General features: G+C 69.5%; 12 protein-coding genes. 8 read left to right on the forward strand and 4 right to left on the reverse strand.

Annotation, left to right across the window (positions count from 1 at the left end; genetic code table 11):
- Positions 1-221: 221 nt before the first annotated feature.
- From QZ607_RS00530 to QZ607_RS00545, 4 genes are all read right to left on the reverse strand, one after another.
- Positions 222-2,849: a YbcC family protein gene (locus QZ607_RS00530; RefSeq protein ID WP_295878427.1), complete on the reverse strand. Its 2,628-nt coding sequence runs from the start codon at positions 2,847-2,849 to the stop codon at positions 222-224.
- A 47-nt stretch (positions 2,850-2,896) separates the two neighbouring features.
- On the reverse strand, positions 2,897-4,537 hold the full coding sequence (locus QZ607_RS00535; protein ID WP_295878428.1) for an NADH-quinone oxidoreductase subunit L: 1,641 nt from the start codon (positions 4,535-4,537) through the stop codon (positions 2,897-2,899).
- Positions 4,538-4,794: 257 nt separating this feature from the next.
- On the reverse strand, positions 4,795-5,199 hold the full coding sequence (locus QZ607_RS00540) for a type II toxin-antitoxin system VapC family toxin (RefSeq protein WP_295878431.1): 405 nt from the start codon (positions 5,197-5,199) through the stop codon (positions 4,795-4,797).
- Positions 5,196-5,450 carry a hypothetical protein gene (locus QZ607_RS00545; protein WP_295878434.1) on the reverse strand — a complete coding sequence of 85 codons (255 nt, stop codon included), beginning with the start codon at positions 5,448-5,450 and terminating at the stop codon, positions 5,196-5,198. The genes QZ607_RS00540 and QZ607_RS00545 overlap by 4 nt, the downstream gene beginning before the upstream one ends.
- 85 nt (positions 5,451-5,535) lie before the next feature.
- Between QZ607_RS00545 and QZ607_RS00550 the strand changes: the two genes are divergently transcribed.
- The 8 genes from QZ607_RS00550 to QZ607_RS00585 all read left to right on the forward strand — a co-directional run bounded on the left by QZ607_RS00550 (position 5,536) and on the right by QZ607_RS00585 (position 15,579).
- Complete coding sequence (locus QZ607_RS00550; RefSeq protein ID WP_295878436.1) at positions 5,536-5,922, forward strand: DnaJ family domain-containing protein; 387 nt, start codon at positions 5,536-5,538, stop codon at positions 5,920-5,922.
- Between the two features lie 72 nt (positions 5,923-5,994).
- Positions 5,995-8,235, forward strand: coding sequence for a phosphoketolase (locus QZ607_RS00555; RefSeq protein ID WP_295878438.1), 2,241 nt, complete (start codon positions 5,995-5,997; stop codon positions 8,233-8,235).
- A gap of 343 nt (positions 8,236-8,578) precedes the next feature.
- Positions 8,579-9,916: a four-carbon acid sugar kinase family protein gene (locus tag QZ607_RS00560; protein WP_295878439.1), complete on the forward strand. Its 1,338-nt coding sequence runs from the start codon at positions 8,579-8,581 to the stop codon at positions 9,914-9,916.
- Between the two features lie 76 nt (positions 9,917-9,992).
- Positions 9,993-11,477 (forward strand): FAD-linked oxidase C-terminal domain-containing protein, encoded by a 1,485-nt coding sequence (locus QZ607_RS00565; RefSeq protein WP_295878442.1) that lies wholly within the window; start codon positions 9,993-9,995, stop codon positions 11,475-11,477.
- Between the two features lie 174 nt (positions 11,478-11,651).
- Positions 11,652-12,278, forward strand: a complete 627-nt coding sequence (locus QZ607_RS00570; protein ID WP_295878444.1) for a PIN domain-containing protein — start codon at positions 11,652-11,654, stop codon at positions 12,276-12,278.
- 190 nt (positions 12,279-12,468) lie between these two features.
- Positions 12,469-13,605: a glycolate oxidase subunit GlcE gene (gene glcE / locus QZ607_RS00575; protein WP_295878584.1), complete on the forward strand. Its 1,137-nt coding sequence runs from the start codon at positions 12,469-12,471 to the stop codon at positions 13,603-13,605.
- Positions 13,606-13,670: 65 nt separating this feature from the next.
- Complete coding sequence (gene glcF / locus QZ607_RS00580; protein WP_295878446.1) at positions 13,671-14,987, forward strand: glycolate oxidase subunit GlcF; 1,317 nt, start codon at positions 13,671-13,673, stop codon at positions 14,985-14,987.
- Positions 14,988-15,090: 103 nt separating this feature from the next.
- On the forward strand, positions 15,091-15,579 hold the full coding sequence (locus QZ607_RS00585; protein ID WP_295878448.1) for a MaoC/PaaZ C-terminal domain-containing protein: 489 nt from the start codon (positions 15,091-15,093) through the stop codon (positions 15,577-15,579).
- Positions 15,580-15,619: the final 40 nt, after the last annotated feature.

The raw sequence follows: 15,619 nt of genomic DNA on the forward strand, positions 1-15,619 counted from the left end.
CCGCCATCGCTGCGGCTCGATGCCGCAGCGATGGCGTCGTTGCAGCCTTGATCTGACGCGGGCGGTGTTTTTTCGTGGTTCTGGGAGAGCACCCGCCGCGGGCGTTGAGTCCGCGGCGGGTGCCGCCGAGTGAAACTCGGCGCTCCCAGGTGCGGCCGAGTGAAACTCGGCGCCCCCAGGGGGCCGAGTGGGGCTCGGCGCTGCCGCGCTCCGGCGGCCGGTCAGGCGGCGGCCGGCAGGGCCTCGCGGCTCACCTGCTGCCAGCCGGAGCTGGGCACACGACGGTGCATGCCGCCCTGGTCATCCATGCGAAAGAGATGCAGCCAGCCGTTGTCGAGCATCTGCCGCACCAGGTCGTGGCGGGCGATGATGTCGTCGATGGCCTGCTGCGGTGCCTCCAGGAAGACGCTCAAGCGCATGGGCTCGTGCATCCACTGCTTACCGTCGTGCAGGGACTGCATGGGCAGACCCACGCGCAGGTCCCCGGCGTTGCCCTCCAGCACGCCGATGGCGCCGCCGACGACGTTGTGCAGCACCTTGTTGCCGCTGCCGAAGCGGCGGTTGTCGGTGGTGGAGCCGTAGTACTGCAGGTTGATCCAGCCGGCGACGACCATGGGCGCGGTCATGATCAGCTCCAGGACGCCATAACCTTCGTCCTGCTGCCAGTGGTAGTCGTGCAGGAAGGTGCGCCCGCCGAGGTCCAGCCCGCGGGTGCGCGCCCGCGGGGCAGCGATGAAGGCCGCACAGCCCGCCAGCGCCCACTCGGGCCGCACCTGCGCCCAGTCGCGGCTGCGGTGCTCCACATTGGCGGTGACGGCGCGCAGGGACTGGCTCTCCAGCCCCAAACGCGCGGCGCGCTGCAGCCGCGTCAGCTCGCCGGCCTGTTTGAGCCAGCTGCGCAGCTCCGCCAGCTCCTCCGCATAGCCCGCCGGCAGCCGGTCGGTGTCGTAGAGCGTGACGGCGTCCGTGCAGGTGTCGTGCTGGGCGCCGATGAACCAGGTGTCCGCCGGGATCTCGATGCCGCGCTCCACCAAGCCCTTGCGCACCGCCGGGTCGTTCAGCAGCGCCGCACCGATGCGGGCGCTGGCCTCGCCGGTCATGCCGCCGCAGGCGCCGCAGTCCAGGCCGGTGGCGTGCGGGTTGTTGACCACGGTGCTGCCGTGGCCCACCAGCAGCACCAGGCGGGCGAAGTTGCCGGTCATGGACATGGCCTTGAGGATGCCCTCCGCCAGCGGCACGCGGTCGGCCGCCGGGATGCCGATGCTGTCATGCGCATGATGGTGCGCGCAGGCGCCGTGGTGGGGCGCCTCCAGCGTCGGGCCCACGCGCTGCTCGGTGGCTTCGTCCAGGTGCAGATCATCGGGTGCCGCCACCGGCCGGCTCCAGCCGAAGCTGTCGGCGATGATCTTCGGGGCGTAGAGCAGCAGGCCCGCTGCTTCGACGAAGCTGAAGCAGCTGGAGGCGCCCATCTTGAAGGCCTTCCAGGACTTCAGGATGCCGGTGCGGCGGCGCTGGGTGGCCAGCGTCTCTTCGGCCTCGTCCTGGTCTGCACCCTGAACGGCGGAGCAGACCTTGTAGGTCGGCGTGAGCAGCACCGGCATGTGCGAGCGGGGCTCCACGGCGCCCAGCGGCACGTGCTCGATGGGCACGCCGAAGAAGCCGGCGAAGCCGAGCGTCTGCGCCTTGGGGCAGACGGTCTCGAAGGCGCGGCGGATGATCTCCGAGCGCACATCGATGCAGAAGGCCGCCTGCACCGCGGGGCGGGTGACCGGGGTCTTACCATCGCCGCCGGCCGCGAGCTGCTCGATGAGACGACGCTGGTAGCCCTGCTCCAGGGCCGTGAGCAGCACATGCTCCACCTCGGCGTCGTTGCCGCCGGTGGGCGTGCGGTCGCCGCCGACACCGGCGTCGGTCTCGCCGCGGCCGAGGCGGGCGCAGATCTCACGCCAGCGGGGGCGGATGGTCGGCGTGGACTTGTGCTCGTAGAGCAGCAGGTCCCAGGCGAGGCGAATGGCCAGCAGCTCGACGATGGTGTCATCGCTGCTGCCGTTCAGCTCCGCCTCCCAACGCAGGAGCCGCGTCCAGGCCGCCCAGCCGCCGATGTCCATCAGCGCCGCGTGCATGTAGTCCAGCGCGGCGGTCTCCGGGAGGCCGAGCCGACGGATGGCCGAGGCGATGCAGGCCCGCGGCGACTCCGGCAGCGCCTTGACTCGGGCGCGCATGCCGTCCTGGCCCATCATGGTGAGGCTGTAGTCCAGGGCCGCGAAGCGCCGCCAGGCCGCGTACAGCGACATGCCGGCCCAGGGCCGCTTCCAGGTGGCCTGTCCCATGTCGAAGTAGGCGGCGCAGTGGTGGCTGATGCGCTCCACCACGAAGCTGGACCAATCGTCGGCATCCAGCTCGTCCACCAACGCTGTCAGCAGCGGCACGCCGCCGGCGGGGCCCTGACGCTCCGCTGCCGCGGCATCGCGGATCTGCTGCGGCGTGAGCTTGCTGCCGCAGAGGCAGCCCGCCTCGCACAGGTCGTCATCGGTGATGCGGCCGGCCTTAAGCTGCTCGTGGTACCAGCTGCGGGGCATGTACATGCGTGCATCGGCGATGCGCCGCAGCGTGGCCGCTGCCTCCTCGAAGCGCTGGTCCACCAGGCCGTGGAAGGGGTTCACGGCGACGAAGCGGTCCAGCGGCCACACCGGCGCGATGCGGTTGCAGGCGGCCTCGATCTGTTGCGCCAGCTCCGGCGTCACCGGGTCGGCGTCCGCGGGGGTGAGCGGTGCATAGCCTTCGGCGGTCGCCGCCTGCGGCTGCTGCTCCAGGATCTCGTCATCGAAGCGCAGGTCTTGCGGGTTCATGGCTTCTGTCCTCGTTCAATTCGGTTGCAGCGAAGGGTTGATGCCGATCAGGCGGCGGCCGGGGCGGCCGTCATGGGCTGGCGGATGGGCCAGAGGCGCACGATGAGTCGGGTCACCAGCACGTCCACGTAGAGCCCGTTATAGAGATGCACCTGGATGGCCTGGCGCAGCGGGGCGTGGATGCGGGTGAACAGGTGCTGCAGCGTGATGAGCCCGACGAACACGGCGACGATGGCAATGCTGAGCCAGAGCTCGAAGGCGCCGCCCATGGTCTCGGCCGGCCGCACGCTGCCGATGAGCGCGTGCTCGAAGGCCGCATGCAGCCCGAAGTACGCGAAGCAGACGAAGGCGCCGATGGCTGTGGCGCGGAGCAGGAGCCGGGCGTTGTCCTCCAGCACCAGGGCCTGGAGCAGGAGCTGGGCGGTGGCGATGGCGACAATGGCGCCGGTGACGATGAGCGCCGGCTGGTGGCTCGGGTCCACGCCGAAGGCGAAGCCGGCGAAGAGCGCCATCAGGATCGCCCCCTGGAAGGCCACCAGCCAGTGCCAGGGCTCGGGCGCGCCGCCCTTGAACCTGAGCGCCGGCGCCCGGAAGCCGTCCACGCTGCTGCCGGAGGCCAGGAAGGCGTGGGCCTTGTAGAGCGAGTGGGCCACCAGGTGCAGCAGCGCCAGGCTGTAGAGGCCGAGGCCCGCTTCCATAAGCATGAAGCCCATCTGCGCCGAGGTGGACCAGGCCAACGACACCTTGATGCTGGTCTGCGTCAGCATCACCAGCGAGGCCACGGCGAGGGTCACGAGACCGACCACGGCCAGGGCCTCCAGCGCGCCGCCCGACACCGACATCACCGGGCTCATGCGGATCACCAGGAAGGCGCCGGCGTTGACGATGCCGGCGTGCAGCAGAGCGGACACCGGCGTCGGCGCCTCCATCACCTGGATGATCCAGCCGTGGAAGGGGAACTGGGCGCACTTCAGGACGGCCGCGAGCGCGATGAGCCAGGCGGCGGCTTCGAGGCCCAGCGGCAGCGGGCCCTCGACGCGCTCCATGGCCGCAAACAGGGTCTGGAAGTCCAGCGTGTGCACCGAGGCGCCGATGAGCAGCACCGCGATGAACAGGCTCGCATCACCGATGCGGCTGAACACGAACTTCTTGTGCGCCGCCATCTGCGCTGCCCGGCGCTCCGGGTAGAAGAGCAGCAGCCGGTGCAGGTTCAGGCTGGTGGCCATCCAGGCCAGTGCGAACATCAGCAGATTGCTGGACACCAGCAGCGTCAGAATCGCCGCAAGCGTCAGCATCAGCCACTTGTGGAAGTGGCCCTCACCGGCGTCGCCCGCCATGTAGTTGCGGGCATAGGTGGTCACCACGGCGCCCACCAGGGACACCAGCGTCAGCATGATCACGGTGACGGCGTTGACGAAGACGCCGATGGCGAAGTCGCCGACGCCGAAGGGCAGCGGCAAGGCGATGAGGTTCAGGGTCTGGGCGCTGCCGAAGCCGGGTCCGGCGGCGTAGCCGGCAAAGGCCAGGACGGCCAGCGCGAAGGCGCTCCAGGCGACACCGGTGGCGAGCTTCGCCATGGTGGCGCCGTTGCGGTCGGCGGTATCACGCGGCACGAGGCCGGTGAGCCAGAGGATCACGGGGGCCGCCAGGGCGGCGGCGCTGCTTAGGGTCAAGACGGTCGTAGACATGCTCTCCACTCCTCGTTGAACCCCCCGGTGCGCGGGGTACGGAGCGAAACATAGCCGCATACCTCAGTTAGACAACGTTGAAGTTTCCGATTTTTTACATAGGCTATGATCTATCAATTATCCACGGACGGTCTGTGAGCCCAGCATTGGTGCGGTTGGCGGGCTTTGTGCGGTGCAGCAGCCAGGCGCATCGAATTCCGTATCGTGAAAGCTTATTCGTATCGCGAAAACGCGGGGGGTGCGGATCGCGCGGGGATTCAGGAGGTCTCCCAGTCTTCCACGCGCAGCCCAACCACCCGTGCAAACTCATCAGAGTTGTTAGTGACCACGATCAGGTCGTGGACGCGGGCGATCGCCGCAATCATCAGGTCGTTGCTGCCGATGGGGGTGCCCCGCGCGGCGAGATCGGCGCGGAGCAGGCCGTATTCCGCAGCACATGCTTCATCGAAGGGCAGACTCGACAGCGGCGCGAAGAAGCGTTCCAGACGCGCGAGGTTGTCGGCGACCCGGCGACTCTTGCGGGCGCCATAGAGCAGCTCTGCCTTGACCACGGCGCAAATTGCCAGCTGCCGTGGTGATCGCTCCCGGAAACGCGCGATGACGGGGGCGGACGTGCCGTTCAGGATGTGAATGCAGGCGTTCGTATCCAGCAGCCACTTCACGCCTGGACTCCCGGGGCCTGCCGTGGGGACTGAAGCTCGACCTCGTCCGGCGCCTCGTCCGGCGGTTCCCGTAGCGGATCATCCGCGCAGCAGCCGATGACCGCTGACAGATAGCCATCCGGCCATTCGGTCTGGATCTGCTCGCGCACGAGTCGGGCCAAATACTGCGACAGCGAGAGGTTCTCTGCGGCGGCGCGACGGGCAAGCTCGTCCGCCACGGGGCGTTCCACGGAAAAGAACAGTTGGGGCATCTTCAGGCGCCTTGGTCTGCGAACATATATCAATGTATGTAGCTTACATCCACCCCGGCGGCAAGCCGTGAACGCAGACCATGCCATGTGGCTCATCGACGCCCTCGCCGAAAAGAAGATCCAGGAGGCCATCGAGCGCGGTGAGCTCGATGCCTTGCCGGGTGCCGGCAGGCCCGTACCGGAGGATGACCTGTCCATGGTCCCCGAGCACCTGCGCGCGGGGTATCGGCTGCTGAAGAGCGCGGGCTTCCTGCCGCCGGAGCTGCACGGCGCGGCGCAGCTCAAGGACATCGAGGACCTGCCCAGGCGCATCCAGGACCCCCACTATTATGGGGACGGTAACCTTAACCGTCTTGGTGGGCCATCGCTGGGGTATGGATTATGGTTACCGTCCCCGTTTTTTGGGGCAGGCGTTTTGCGTATTGTGAAAACTATTGCTCATTGCGGAAAACTGCGTGCGGCTTCAGTTTGAGTGCATGCCGGGGCAGCGCCCCGCAGTCCGTTTCGCCATCCATCAACCCATCCATGCACCTGGAGCCCTGCCATGTCCGCCGTCCTGAGCACCGAGGCCTTCGACGCGTCTCAAGCCCCTGCCACGTCCATCCCGCATTTCTGCGAAGGGATGCTCTACTTTGCCGAGTCCGACCCGCGGGACGCTGAGCTGGCCGCTGAGCCCGTCATCGCCGCGGGTGAAACGGCCATCGGCGCCATCGACGCCGACGCCGTGTACCAGACCCAGCTCGCGGCGGACGCCCTGCGCTACACCACGTTGCAGCTCTGCGCGTCCAAGCAGTCCGGTCATCCGGGCGGCTTCGCCAGCTCCGCGGATGCCGTTGCGGCGCTGATGCTGCTCGGGCACAAGAACATCGTGACGGAGGTGGGCCATCATGCGCCGGGCTTCTACAGCGCCATGTTCCTGGACGGGTCGCTCAGCGGCATGGGCATCGAGACCATGACCGAGCTCCAGGCGCGCTTTCGCGAGCGCGACGGGCTGCTCGGGCATCTGTCCGGCGCCATCCCGGGGCTGCTGGCACCGGCTGGTCCGCTGGGGCAGGGCCAGCACTTCGCCATGGCCGGGGCCTATCTGCACCCGGACAAGCTCTTCCCCTGCACCATCGGCGACGGCGGCCTGGGCGAGCCCTATGTGCTGAGCGCCATGAAGCACTTCCACACGGCCTATCCGGAGATCACCAACTTCCTGCCGGTGCTGGTGTGGAACGGCTACAGCCAGGAGCACCACGCCATGGTCTCGCTCATGGATAACGCGGCCATGACCAATCTGTGGCGCGCACACGACTTCGAGCGCGTGATCCTGGTGGATGCCAGGGACTACGACGACGCCGGTCAGCCGGGCGCCTATGTGGACAGCACCCGCTTTGGCGACGCCGCCCGGAATGCCTTCACCCGCGCGGTGCTGGAGGCGATGCGCGAGGCGGCCGAGTCAGCCATGAGCGGCACGCTGACAGTGGTCATCATCAAGCAGCTCAAGGGCGCCGGTGTGCATGCCCACGGTGCCAAGTCCCACAACCTCTACCCCGGCGACACGGCGGAGAAGCCGGCCATTGCCGAGGCGCTGTCCCGCGGTGCCCTGTCGCCGCAGCAGTGGGCCCTGGTGCGGCAGAACCTCTCCCGCGCCGGCGGCGGCCCGGCGGCCGAGGTGGCGGTCACAGAGCGGGAGCGGGCGCTGGATGCCATCGGCACCCTGCCGATGCAGGACTTTCCGGTGGGCGAGAAGGCGGTGCCGTCCACGGCCATGGCGGAGATGGTCGCCGCGCTCGGCGAGCGCGACCCGGCCTTCATCGTCAGCAACGCCGACGGCACCGAGGCAAGCGCCATGAAGGTCATCAACCAGCGCCTGCACATCCGCCATCCCACCGCAGACGACCTCTACCACCAGGGGCCGAGCGGGCAGGTGTACGAGCCCCTGTCGGAGGACGCCTGCGCGGGCCTCGCCGCCGGCATCGCGCTCTTCGGCGGGCGCTCGCTGTGGCTCAGCTACGAGTCCTTCGCCATCAACGGCTGGCCCATCGTGCAGACCGTCGGCCAGGCCATGGCGGAGCTGCGCCGGAAGACGCCCGCGGTGGTGAGCATGTTCACCGCCGGCGCCCTGGAGCAGGGCCGCAACGGCTGGACCCACCAGCGCCCGGAGATCGAGAGCTATATCGGCGCCCAGCTGCGCAACGGTAACGTCTACCTGCTGTATCCGAGCGACGCCAACATGATCCAGGCGGCCTACGCCTGGGCGGTGCAGCAGTCCAACAAGGCCATCAGCATCGTCGCCAGCAAGTCTGCGCTGCCGGTGCACACCACGCCGGCGCAGGCGGAGCAGGCCATCAATGACGGCGCCATCAGCCTGTACGAGTCGGACAGCGGCGACGGACCGCTGGTGGTCTTCGCCGTCACCGGCGACATGGTGCTGCTGCCCGTGTTTGCGGCCAAGGATCAGCTGGAGGCGGCAGGCAAGCGTGTGCGCATCGTCGCCGTGGCCAACCCGCGCCGGCTGTTCCGCCCGGGCGATGTCGCCTGGCAGCACAGCGCCGAGCCGGACGGCGCCTTCATGGACGATGCGGCCTTTGCGGACCTGTTCGACGGCGATGCCCTGTTGGCCGTCAGCGGCGGCGGCAGCACGGCGCTGGAGCCCGTGCTGCTGCGCACCAAGTCACCGGCCCGGGACCTCATCGCCTGGCAGCGCGGCGAGACCACCGCAAGCCCGGCGGAGATCATGGCGTTCAACGGCATCACCGGCGAGGCCTTGCGCGACCGTGCCACCCGCCTGCTCGGCTAGCCCGGGACCCGCCGCCCCTGGGGCCGCCGAGCTTCACTCGGCCAAATCCCACGGGCGCCGTCCCTGGGGCCGCCGAGTTTCACTCGGCGAAATCCCACGGGCGCCGCCCCTGGGGCCGCCGAGTTTCACTCGGCCACATCCGGCGTGGGCTCAATGCCCGCGCCGGATGCTGTCAAGCGAAAGCAGCCTCCTCACACGGCGAATCACAAGCAAAGCCCAAACCGATCCCCCACAACGCCCCCGCCGCGGCATCGCGCCGCACCGGCGGCGGGCCGAGTGGAGCCGGGCGGCCCGGGCGGGCTCGCGCTCGGCGGCCCCGGGCAGCGCATTCACCGAGAGCAGCATGACGACACCAGTCACCAAGATCATCGCCATCGACGACGACCCCACCGGCTCGCAGACGGTCCACGGCTGTCTGCTGCTGACCCGCTGGGACGTGCGCACCCTGACCCACGCCTTGCAGGACAAATCCCCGCTGTGCTTCGTGCTCAGCAACACCCGCGGCATGGACGCCGAGCGCGCGGCGGCGGTGACGCGGAACATCTGTGTCAACCTGCGGCTTGCGCTCGCGGACCTGGCCGCCGCCGGCACACCGGTGCAGCCGGTCATCGTGAGCCGCTCGGACAGCACGCTGCGCGGTCACTATCCGGTGGAGACGGACGTCATCGCCGCCGAGCTGGGCCCATTCGATGCCCACTTCCTGGTGCCGGCCTTCTTCGAGGGTGGCCGCATCACCCGCGACGGCACGCACTATCTCATGGTCGACGACCGGCCCGTGCCGGTGCACGAGACGGAGTTCGCGCGGGACTCTGTGTTCGGCTTCAGCACCGCCTTCCTGCCCGACTATGTGGAAGAGAAGACCCAGGGGCGTATCAGCGCCGGCATGGTGCAGCGCTTCGGGCTCGCGGACCTGCGCGGGGATCGCGCCGGGCTGGAAGCCAGGCTCACGGCCCTCGCCGGCAACGCCTGTTGCGCCGTGGATGCGGAGCAGCAGTCGGACCTGGACGCCTTCGCCGCCGCCGTGCTCGCCGCCACGGCGCGGGGCAAGCGTTTCCTGTTCCGCAGCGCCGCGAGCCTGCTCACCTCCCTCGCCGCGCTGCCGGCGCAGCCGGTGGCGCCCGCGGACATGGGGCAGTTCACCCGCGGCGGACGCCCCGGCGTCGTGCTCATGGGCAGCCACGTCGGCAAGTCCACCCGCCAGCTTGAGCACCTGACGGCAAACACCGACATCGTGGCGCTGGAGGTGGACCTGGACCGCCTGGACGATGCAGACGGGCTCATTGCAGACCTGATCAGCGGCGTCGAGCGCGCCCAGGCCGACGGTCGCGGCGCCGTGCTCTACACCAGCCGCGGTGAGCGGAGCTTCCCGAGCAAGGCCGAGCGCCTGGCCTTCGGCGAGCAGGTGTCGGACCTCCTGGTGCGCCTCGTCCAGCGCCTGCCGGCGGACATCGGCTTTCTCATCAGCAAGGGCGGCATCACCTCCAACGACACCCTGAGCAAGGGACTCGCGCTCACCACCGCCCGCGTGCTCGGCCAGGTCCGCGCCGGCTGCTCCGTGGTGCGCTGTCCGGACGACCACCCGCGCTTTCCGGGCCTGCCGGTGGTGATCTTCCCCGGCAATGTCGGTGGTGATGAGGCGCTGGCAGAGGTCTATCGCATCATGCGGGCGACCCGCAGTTGATGCCGCGCCTTGCAGAAGCCTTGCGACAGTCGCAGCATGGGGCAAGGATGAAGCCCGTCAGTCATGCCGTCCAGCTATGCCCAGAATCCCAGACGAACGTCCGCTGAGCCCCAAGCCCGAGATCGTGGACGCGCTGAAGCGCATCCTGCCCGCGACCTCCGTGCTGTCCACGCCGGCGGAGCTCGGCCCCTACGAGTGCGACGGGCTCACGGCCTTCGCCCAGCGCCCGCTGGCGGTGGCGCTGCCGGAGACCGTGGCGCAGGTGCAGGCGGTGCTCAAGCGCTGCACTGAGATGGGCGTGCCGGTGGTGGCCCGCGGCGCCGGCACGGGCTTGTCCGGCGGCGCACTGCCACTTGCCGATGGCGTGCTGCTGTCGCTCGCCAAGTTCAACCGGCTCATCGACATCGACCCGGACAACCGCACCGCACGCGTCGAGCCCGGCGTGCGCAACCTCGCCATCAGCGAGGCGGCGGCGCCCCACGGGCTGTATTACGCGCCGGACCCGTCCAGCCAGATCGCCTGCACCATCGGCGGCAATGTCGCCGAGAACTCGGGCGGCGTGCACTGCCTCAAGTACGGGCTCACGGTGCACAACATCGTCAAGCTCAAGCTGGTGACCATCGACGGCGAGCTGTTCGAGGTGGGCTCGGAGGCGCTGGACTCCCCGGGGCTGGACCTGCTGGCGCTGATGACGGGCTCCGAGGGCATGCTCGCCGTCATCGTCGAGGTCACCGTTAAGCTGCTGCCGCAGCCGGAGCGCGCGCAGGCGCTGCTCGCCGCCTTCGACAGCGTGGAGACCGCCGGCGCCGCGGTGGCGCAGATCATCGGCGCCGGCATCGTGCCGGCGGGGCTCGAGATGATGGACAACCCGGCCATCCGTGCAGCGGAGGACTTCGTGCACGCGGGCTATCCGGTGGACGCCGCGGCCATTCTCATCTGCGAGCTGGACGGCTTCAATGCCGAGGTGTCCACAGAGGTGATGCGGGTGCGCGACCTGCTGCTCGCGGCAGGCGCCACCGACGTGCGTACCGCTCGCGACGACGCCGAGCGGCTGGTGTTCTGGAAGGGCCGCAAGGCGGCCTTTCCCGCCGTCGGCCGCATCTCGCCGGACTACTACTGCATGGACGGGACGATTCCCCGCAAAGAGCTGCCCACCGTGCTGAACCGCATCGCCGAGCTCTCCAGCCGGTACGGGCTGCGCGTCGCCAATGTCTTCCATGCCGGCGACGGCAACCTGCACCCGCTCATCCTCTACGACGCCAATATCCCCGGCGAGCTGGACCGAGCCGAGGACCTGGGCGGCGAGATCCTGACCCTGTGCGTGGAGGTGGGCGGCACCGTCACGGGCGAGCACGGCGTCGGCGTCGAGAAGCTGAACCAGATGTGCGTGCAGTTCAGCTCGGACGAGCTTGAGCAGATGCACGCGGTCAAGGCCGCCTTCGACCCGCACGGCCTGCTGAACCCCGGCAAGGCCGTGCCGACGCTGCACCGATGCGCCGAATTCGGCGCCATGCATGTGCACCATGGCGAGCTCAAGTTTCCGGAGCTGCCGAGGTTTTGACTGTGCACCGACTGGAAGGCGGGAAGACGGCGCGGCGGCGAATCCGCCGACTGGAAGTCGGCGCCCCGGCGAGCCTGCCGACTGGAAGTCGGCGCCCCGGCGAATTTGCCGACTGGAAGTCGGCGCTCCGGCGAGCACCCCGACTCCACTGACCGTTTTGCCAAGGACACCTCCATGGCCAACGCCACCGCTGACGCCGACACCAAGCTGAACCACGTTCTCATCGACTTCGAAAACGTGCAGCCCAGGAACCTGTCGCTGCTGGTGGGCAAGGGCTACCAGGTCCACGTCTTCGTCGGCGAGAACCAGACCAAGCTGCCCTTCGAGCTGGTGGAGGCCATGCAGCAGCTCGGCGACGCCGCGCGCTATGTGAAGATCTCCGGCAACGGCCGCAACGCGCTGGACTTCCACATCGCCTTCACGCTGGGCGAGCTGGTGCACCTGGACCCGAAGGGCTACTTCCACGTCATCAGCCGCGACACCGGCTTCGACCCGCTCATCAAGCACCTGCGCCGGCTGGGGGTCGAGGCCCACCGCGAGCAGGACCTCGCCGAGATCCCGCCGCTGCGCACCCCGGCCACCGTGGCCGAGGGCGACAAGGTGGGCGTCATCGTCAGGAATCTCGCCGGGCGCGGCCCGTCGCGCCCGCGCAAGGTGAAGACGCTCACCAACACCATCATCTCCCTGTTCAAGCCGAAGCTGGAGGACGCGGAGGCGGCGCAGCTGATCCGTGACCTGAAGGAGCAGGGCTACATCAGCCTGGACGGCGACAAGGTGGCCTACAAGCTCCCGAGGTCATGATGAAAAGCACGAGAAATACGGGGACGAAATACGGGGACGGTAACCATAATTCGCGCGTCCCGCCCTAACCGTAGGGGCCTTGTGATACCTGCAAAATGTGGGGACGGTAAACATAATTGAAGCATTCCGATCAAGCTGCCAAAGGTCTGTGGCGGCGCTGACCAATCAAGCACGAGTCTGAGCTTTGTCCATGATGCCAGCGGAGAATCCAAGCACCGATGCCGAGCAAGCCCTCGCCGAGCAGGTCCGCGCCGCAGCCGCGGACGGTCGCCGGCTTGCCGTGCGCGGCGGCGGCAGCAAGGCCTTCTACGGCAATCCGGTGACGGCGGGTGCCGAGCTCGACTGCACGGCCCACCACGGCATCGTCGCCTACGAGCCCACGGAGCTCGCCATCACCGTACGTGGCGGCACGCGGCTCGCGGCGGTGGAGGCGCTGCTGGCCGGGCATGGCCAGCAGCTGCCCTTCGAGCCGCCGCACTTCGGCGCCGTCGATGCCGCAGGAGAATCCACCGCGACCATCGGCGGTGCCGTCGCCGCCGGGCTCTCTGGCCCGCGCCGGCCCTATGCCGCAAGCGTCCGGGATGCGGTGCTCGGCGTGCGGCTCCTGAACGGCAGAGGCCAGGTGCTGGAATTCGGCGGCCGCGTGATGAAGAACGTCGCCGGCTATGACGTCTCCCGGCTCATGGCGGGCTCGCTGGGCGTGCTCGGCGTGCTGCTGGAGGTGTCGCTCAAGGTCATCCCGCGGGCGCCCGCCACGCTGACGCTGGTGCGCGAGGAGACACTGCCGCAGGCCCTGGACCTGCTCAGGCGCTGGTCGCGCAAGGCGCTGCCCATCACCGCCACCGCCTGGCTCGACGGGCGGCTGCATGTCCGCGTGGACGGCGGCGCGGAGGCGCTGGCGGAGACCCAGCGCATTGTCGAGGGCCTGCCGCTGGACGCCGCCGACGGCTTCTGGCGCGACCTGCGCGAGCAGCGGCTCGGCTTTTTCGCCGGCGCTGCGCCGTTGTGGCGATTGTCCCTGCCGCCGGCCACCCCGGCGGATTCCACAGCCGGGCTGGCCGCGGGCGCGTCCCCAACCGAGCCGCTGGTGGAGTGGGGCGGTGCTGTCCGCTGGCTGCGCGCTGACCTGCCCGCGGCACGGGTGCGGGAGCTGGCCCAGGCCGCCGGCGGCCATGCGACGCTCTTCCGTGCCGGGGCCGGTGAGCGGCCGGCGGACGGTGTCTTCACGCCCCAGGCGGCCGTGCCGAAACGCCTGCACCAGAACCTGAAGCGCGCCTTCGACCCACGGGGGCTATTGAACCCCGGGCGCTTGTATCCCGACCTGTAGGGGCAGAGCCCAAGCCGTCTCTGTCCGGGACGTCGCCGTCACTGCTGAGCAACCGCGCCCCGCCCATGCAAACCAACCTCCTCTCCGAGCTTGCGGACACCGATGCCGGCCGCGAGGCCGACCGCATCCTGCGCAGCTGTGTCCACTGCGGCTTCTGCACCGCCACCTGCCCCACCTACCAGCTGCTGGGCGACGAGCTGGACGGGCCCCGTGGGCGCATCTACCAGATCAAGTCCCTGCTGGAGGGTGACGCGCCGACGCGGACGGTGCAGACGCATCTCGACCGCTGTCTCACCTGCCTCAACTGCATGACCACCTGCCCATCCGGCGTGCAGTACGACAAGCTGCTGGCCACCGGCCGCGAGCTGGTGGAGCAGCAGGTGGACCGACCGCTCATGGAGCGTGTCATGCGCCGTGCGCTGCGGCTGCTGGTGCCCTATCCGCGCCGGCTGCTGCCCCTGGTCAAGCTGGGCCGGACCGTCAAGCCCCTGCTGCCGGCGGCGCTCAAGGCGAAGCTGCCGGACGGCGGCGAGCTGGGGCCGCTGCCGAGCCGCCGGCACCCGCGCCGGGTCATCATGCTGGAGAACTGCGCGGAGCCGGCGCTCACGCCCGCCGCGGTCGGTGCGGCGATTCGGGTGCTGGACGCCGTCGGCATCGAGGTGCTCCGTCCCGGCGGGGGCTGCTGCGGGGCGGTCAGCGAGCACCTCGCCGCCGCCGACGAGGCCCGCGTCTTCATGCGCCGCAACATCGATGCCTGGTGGCCGTACATTGCACCGGATGCGGCACAGCCGGCGGAGGCCATCCTGGTCACCGCCAGCGGCTGCGGTGCCATGGTCAAGGACTATGGCCATCACCTGAAAGACGACCCGGCCTATGCTCACAAGGCGGCCCGCGTGTCTGCGCTGACCCGGGACCCGTCCGAGCTGCTCACGGCGACAGACCTGGCCCAGCTGCCGAGCCCAGTGGAGCAGGGCGTCCCGCAGCGTATCGCCTTCCATCCCCCCTGCACCCTGCAGCACGGCCAGGGGCTCATGGGGCGGGTGGAGGCGCTGCTGCGCGACGCGGGCTTCGAGCTGCTGCCGGTGCGCGATGCCCACAGCTGCTGCGGCTCCGCCGGCACCTATTCCATCCTTCAGGCCGAGCTGTCCGGCCAACTGCGGGCGCGCAAGATCGAGGCCCTGCAGCAGGGCGGCCCGGCGCTCATCGCCACGGCCAACGTCGGCTGCCAGACACACCTGGCGGGGGCCGCGGACGTGCCCGTGGTGCACTGGCTGGAGCTGTTCGATCCGGCGGCGTCGGTGCGCATCCGGCGGGAACAGCCGCATGGGTCGGGCGCCCGGGGCGCAGGCATGGGGGCCGCCGAGCACCGGACTGCCGCCTGATTGCCAAGTCTTTTGCCCGGGGTCGGGGCAGACGGCCCGGGCAGGGGCTATCATGACGGGTTCGTGTCCGTCGGCCAGATTCCACAACAGGGAGGCCCAGCCCATGACCCGAACCCGTTGCCTGACGGCAGCCATGCTGGAGGAGGGGATGCGCCACGAGGCGCGGCTCGCCTTCACCCGCGAGCAGGTGGACCAGTACTGCGACCTGGTGGGCGACTACAACGCCATCCACCGCGACCTGGACGCCGCGCGCATGCGCTTCCCGGACATCCACGACATCGTGGTGCCGGGCGGCCTCATCCAGACGACGATCTCGGCGCTGTTCGGCACCCTGTTCCCGGGTGACGGCACCCTCGGGCTCACCTTCTGCCCGGAGCGCTTCCGCAGGCCGGTCTGCCCGGGTGACGAGATCGGCGTGACGCTGACCGTCTCCCGCATCCTGCGCGGCGGCATGGTGGACATGGCCATCGAGGTGCGCGACGCGGCCGGGGAGCCCCTGTCCTCGGGCACCGCGCGGCTGGTGGCGCCGGACCAGGCCTACCAGGACTGGTGGCAGGAGAACGTGGACGCCACCACCGAGAGCGGGTGCTGAGCGGCATCTGCGAAGAGCCTCTCACCACCAATGCCACGCA

Origin of the sequence: uncultured Thiohalocapsa sp., assembly GCF_913063425.1 — a bacterium.
Classification (GTDB): domain Bacteria; phylum Pseudomonadota; class Gammaproteobacteria; order Chromatiales; family Chromatiaceae; genus Thiohalocapsa.

Excerpts from the sequence above, each read along its gene's own strand:
- QZ607_RS00530 (WP_295878427.1), bottom strand. The coding sequence starts at position 2,849 with ATGAACCCGCAAGACCTGCGCTTCGATGACGAGATCCTGGAGCAGCAG.
- QZ607_RS00535 (WP_295878428.1), bottom strand. The coding sequence starts at position 4,537 with ATGTCTACGACCGTCTTGACCCTAAGCAGCGCCGCCGCCCTGGCGGCC.
- QZ607_RS00545 (WP_295878434.1), bottom strand. The coding sequence starts at position 5,450 with ATGCCCCAACTGTTCTTTTCCGTGGAACGCCCCGTGGCGGACGAGCTT.
- QZ607_RS00550 (WP_295878436.1), top strand. The coding sequence starts at position 5,536 with ATGTGGCTCATCGACGCCCTCGCCGAAAAGAAGATCCAGGAGGCCATC.
- QZ607_RS00555 (WP_295878438.1), top strand. The coding sequence starts at position 5,995 with ATGTCCGCCGTCCTGAGCACCGAGGCCTTCGACGCGTCTCAAGCCCCT.
- QZ607_RS00560 (WP_295878439.1), top strand. The coding sequence starts at position 8,579 with ATGACGACACCAGTCACCAAGATCATCGCCATCGACGACGACCCCACC.
- QZ607_RS00565 (WP_295878442.1), top strand. The coding sequence starts at position 9,993 with ATGCCCAGAATCCCAGACGAACGTCCGCTGAGCCCCAAGCCCGAGATC.
- QZ607_RS00570 (WP_295878444.1), top strand. The coding sequence starts at position 11,652 with ATGGCCAACGCCACCGCTGACGCCGACACCAAGCTGAACCACGTTCTC.
- glcE (WP_295878584.1), top strand. The coding sequence starts at position 12,469 with ATGATGCCAGCGGAGAATCCAAGCACCGATGCCGAGCAAGCCCTCGCC.
- glcF (WP_295878446.1), top strand. The coding sequence starts at position 13,671 with ATGCAAACCAACCTCCTCTCCGAGCTTGCGGACACCGATGCCGGCCGC.
- QZ607_RS00585 (WP_295878448.1), top strand. The coding sequence starts at position 15,091 with ATGACCCGAACCCGTTGCCTGACGGCAGCCATGCTGGAGGAGGGGATG.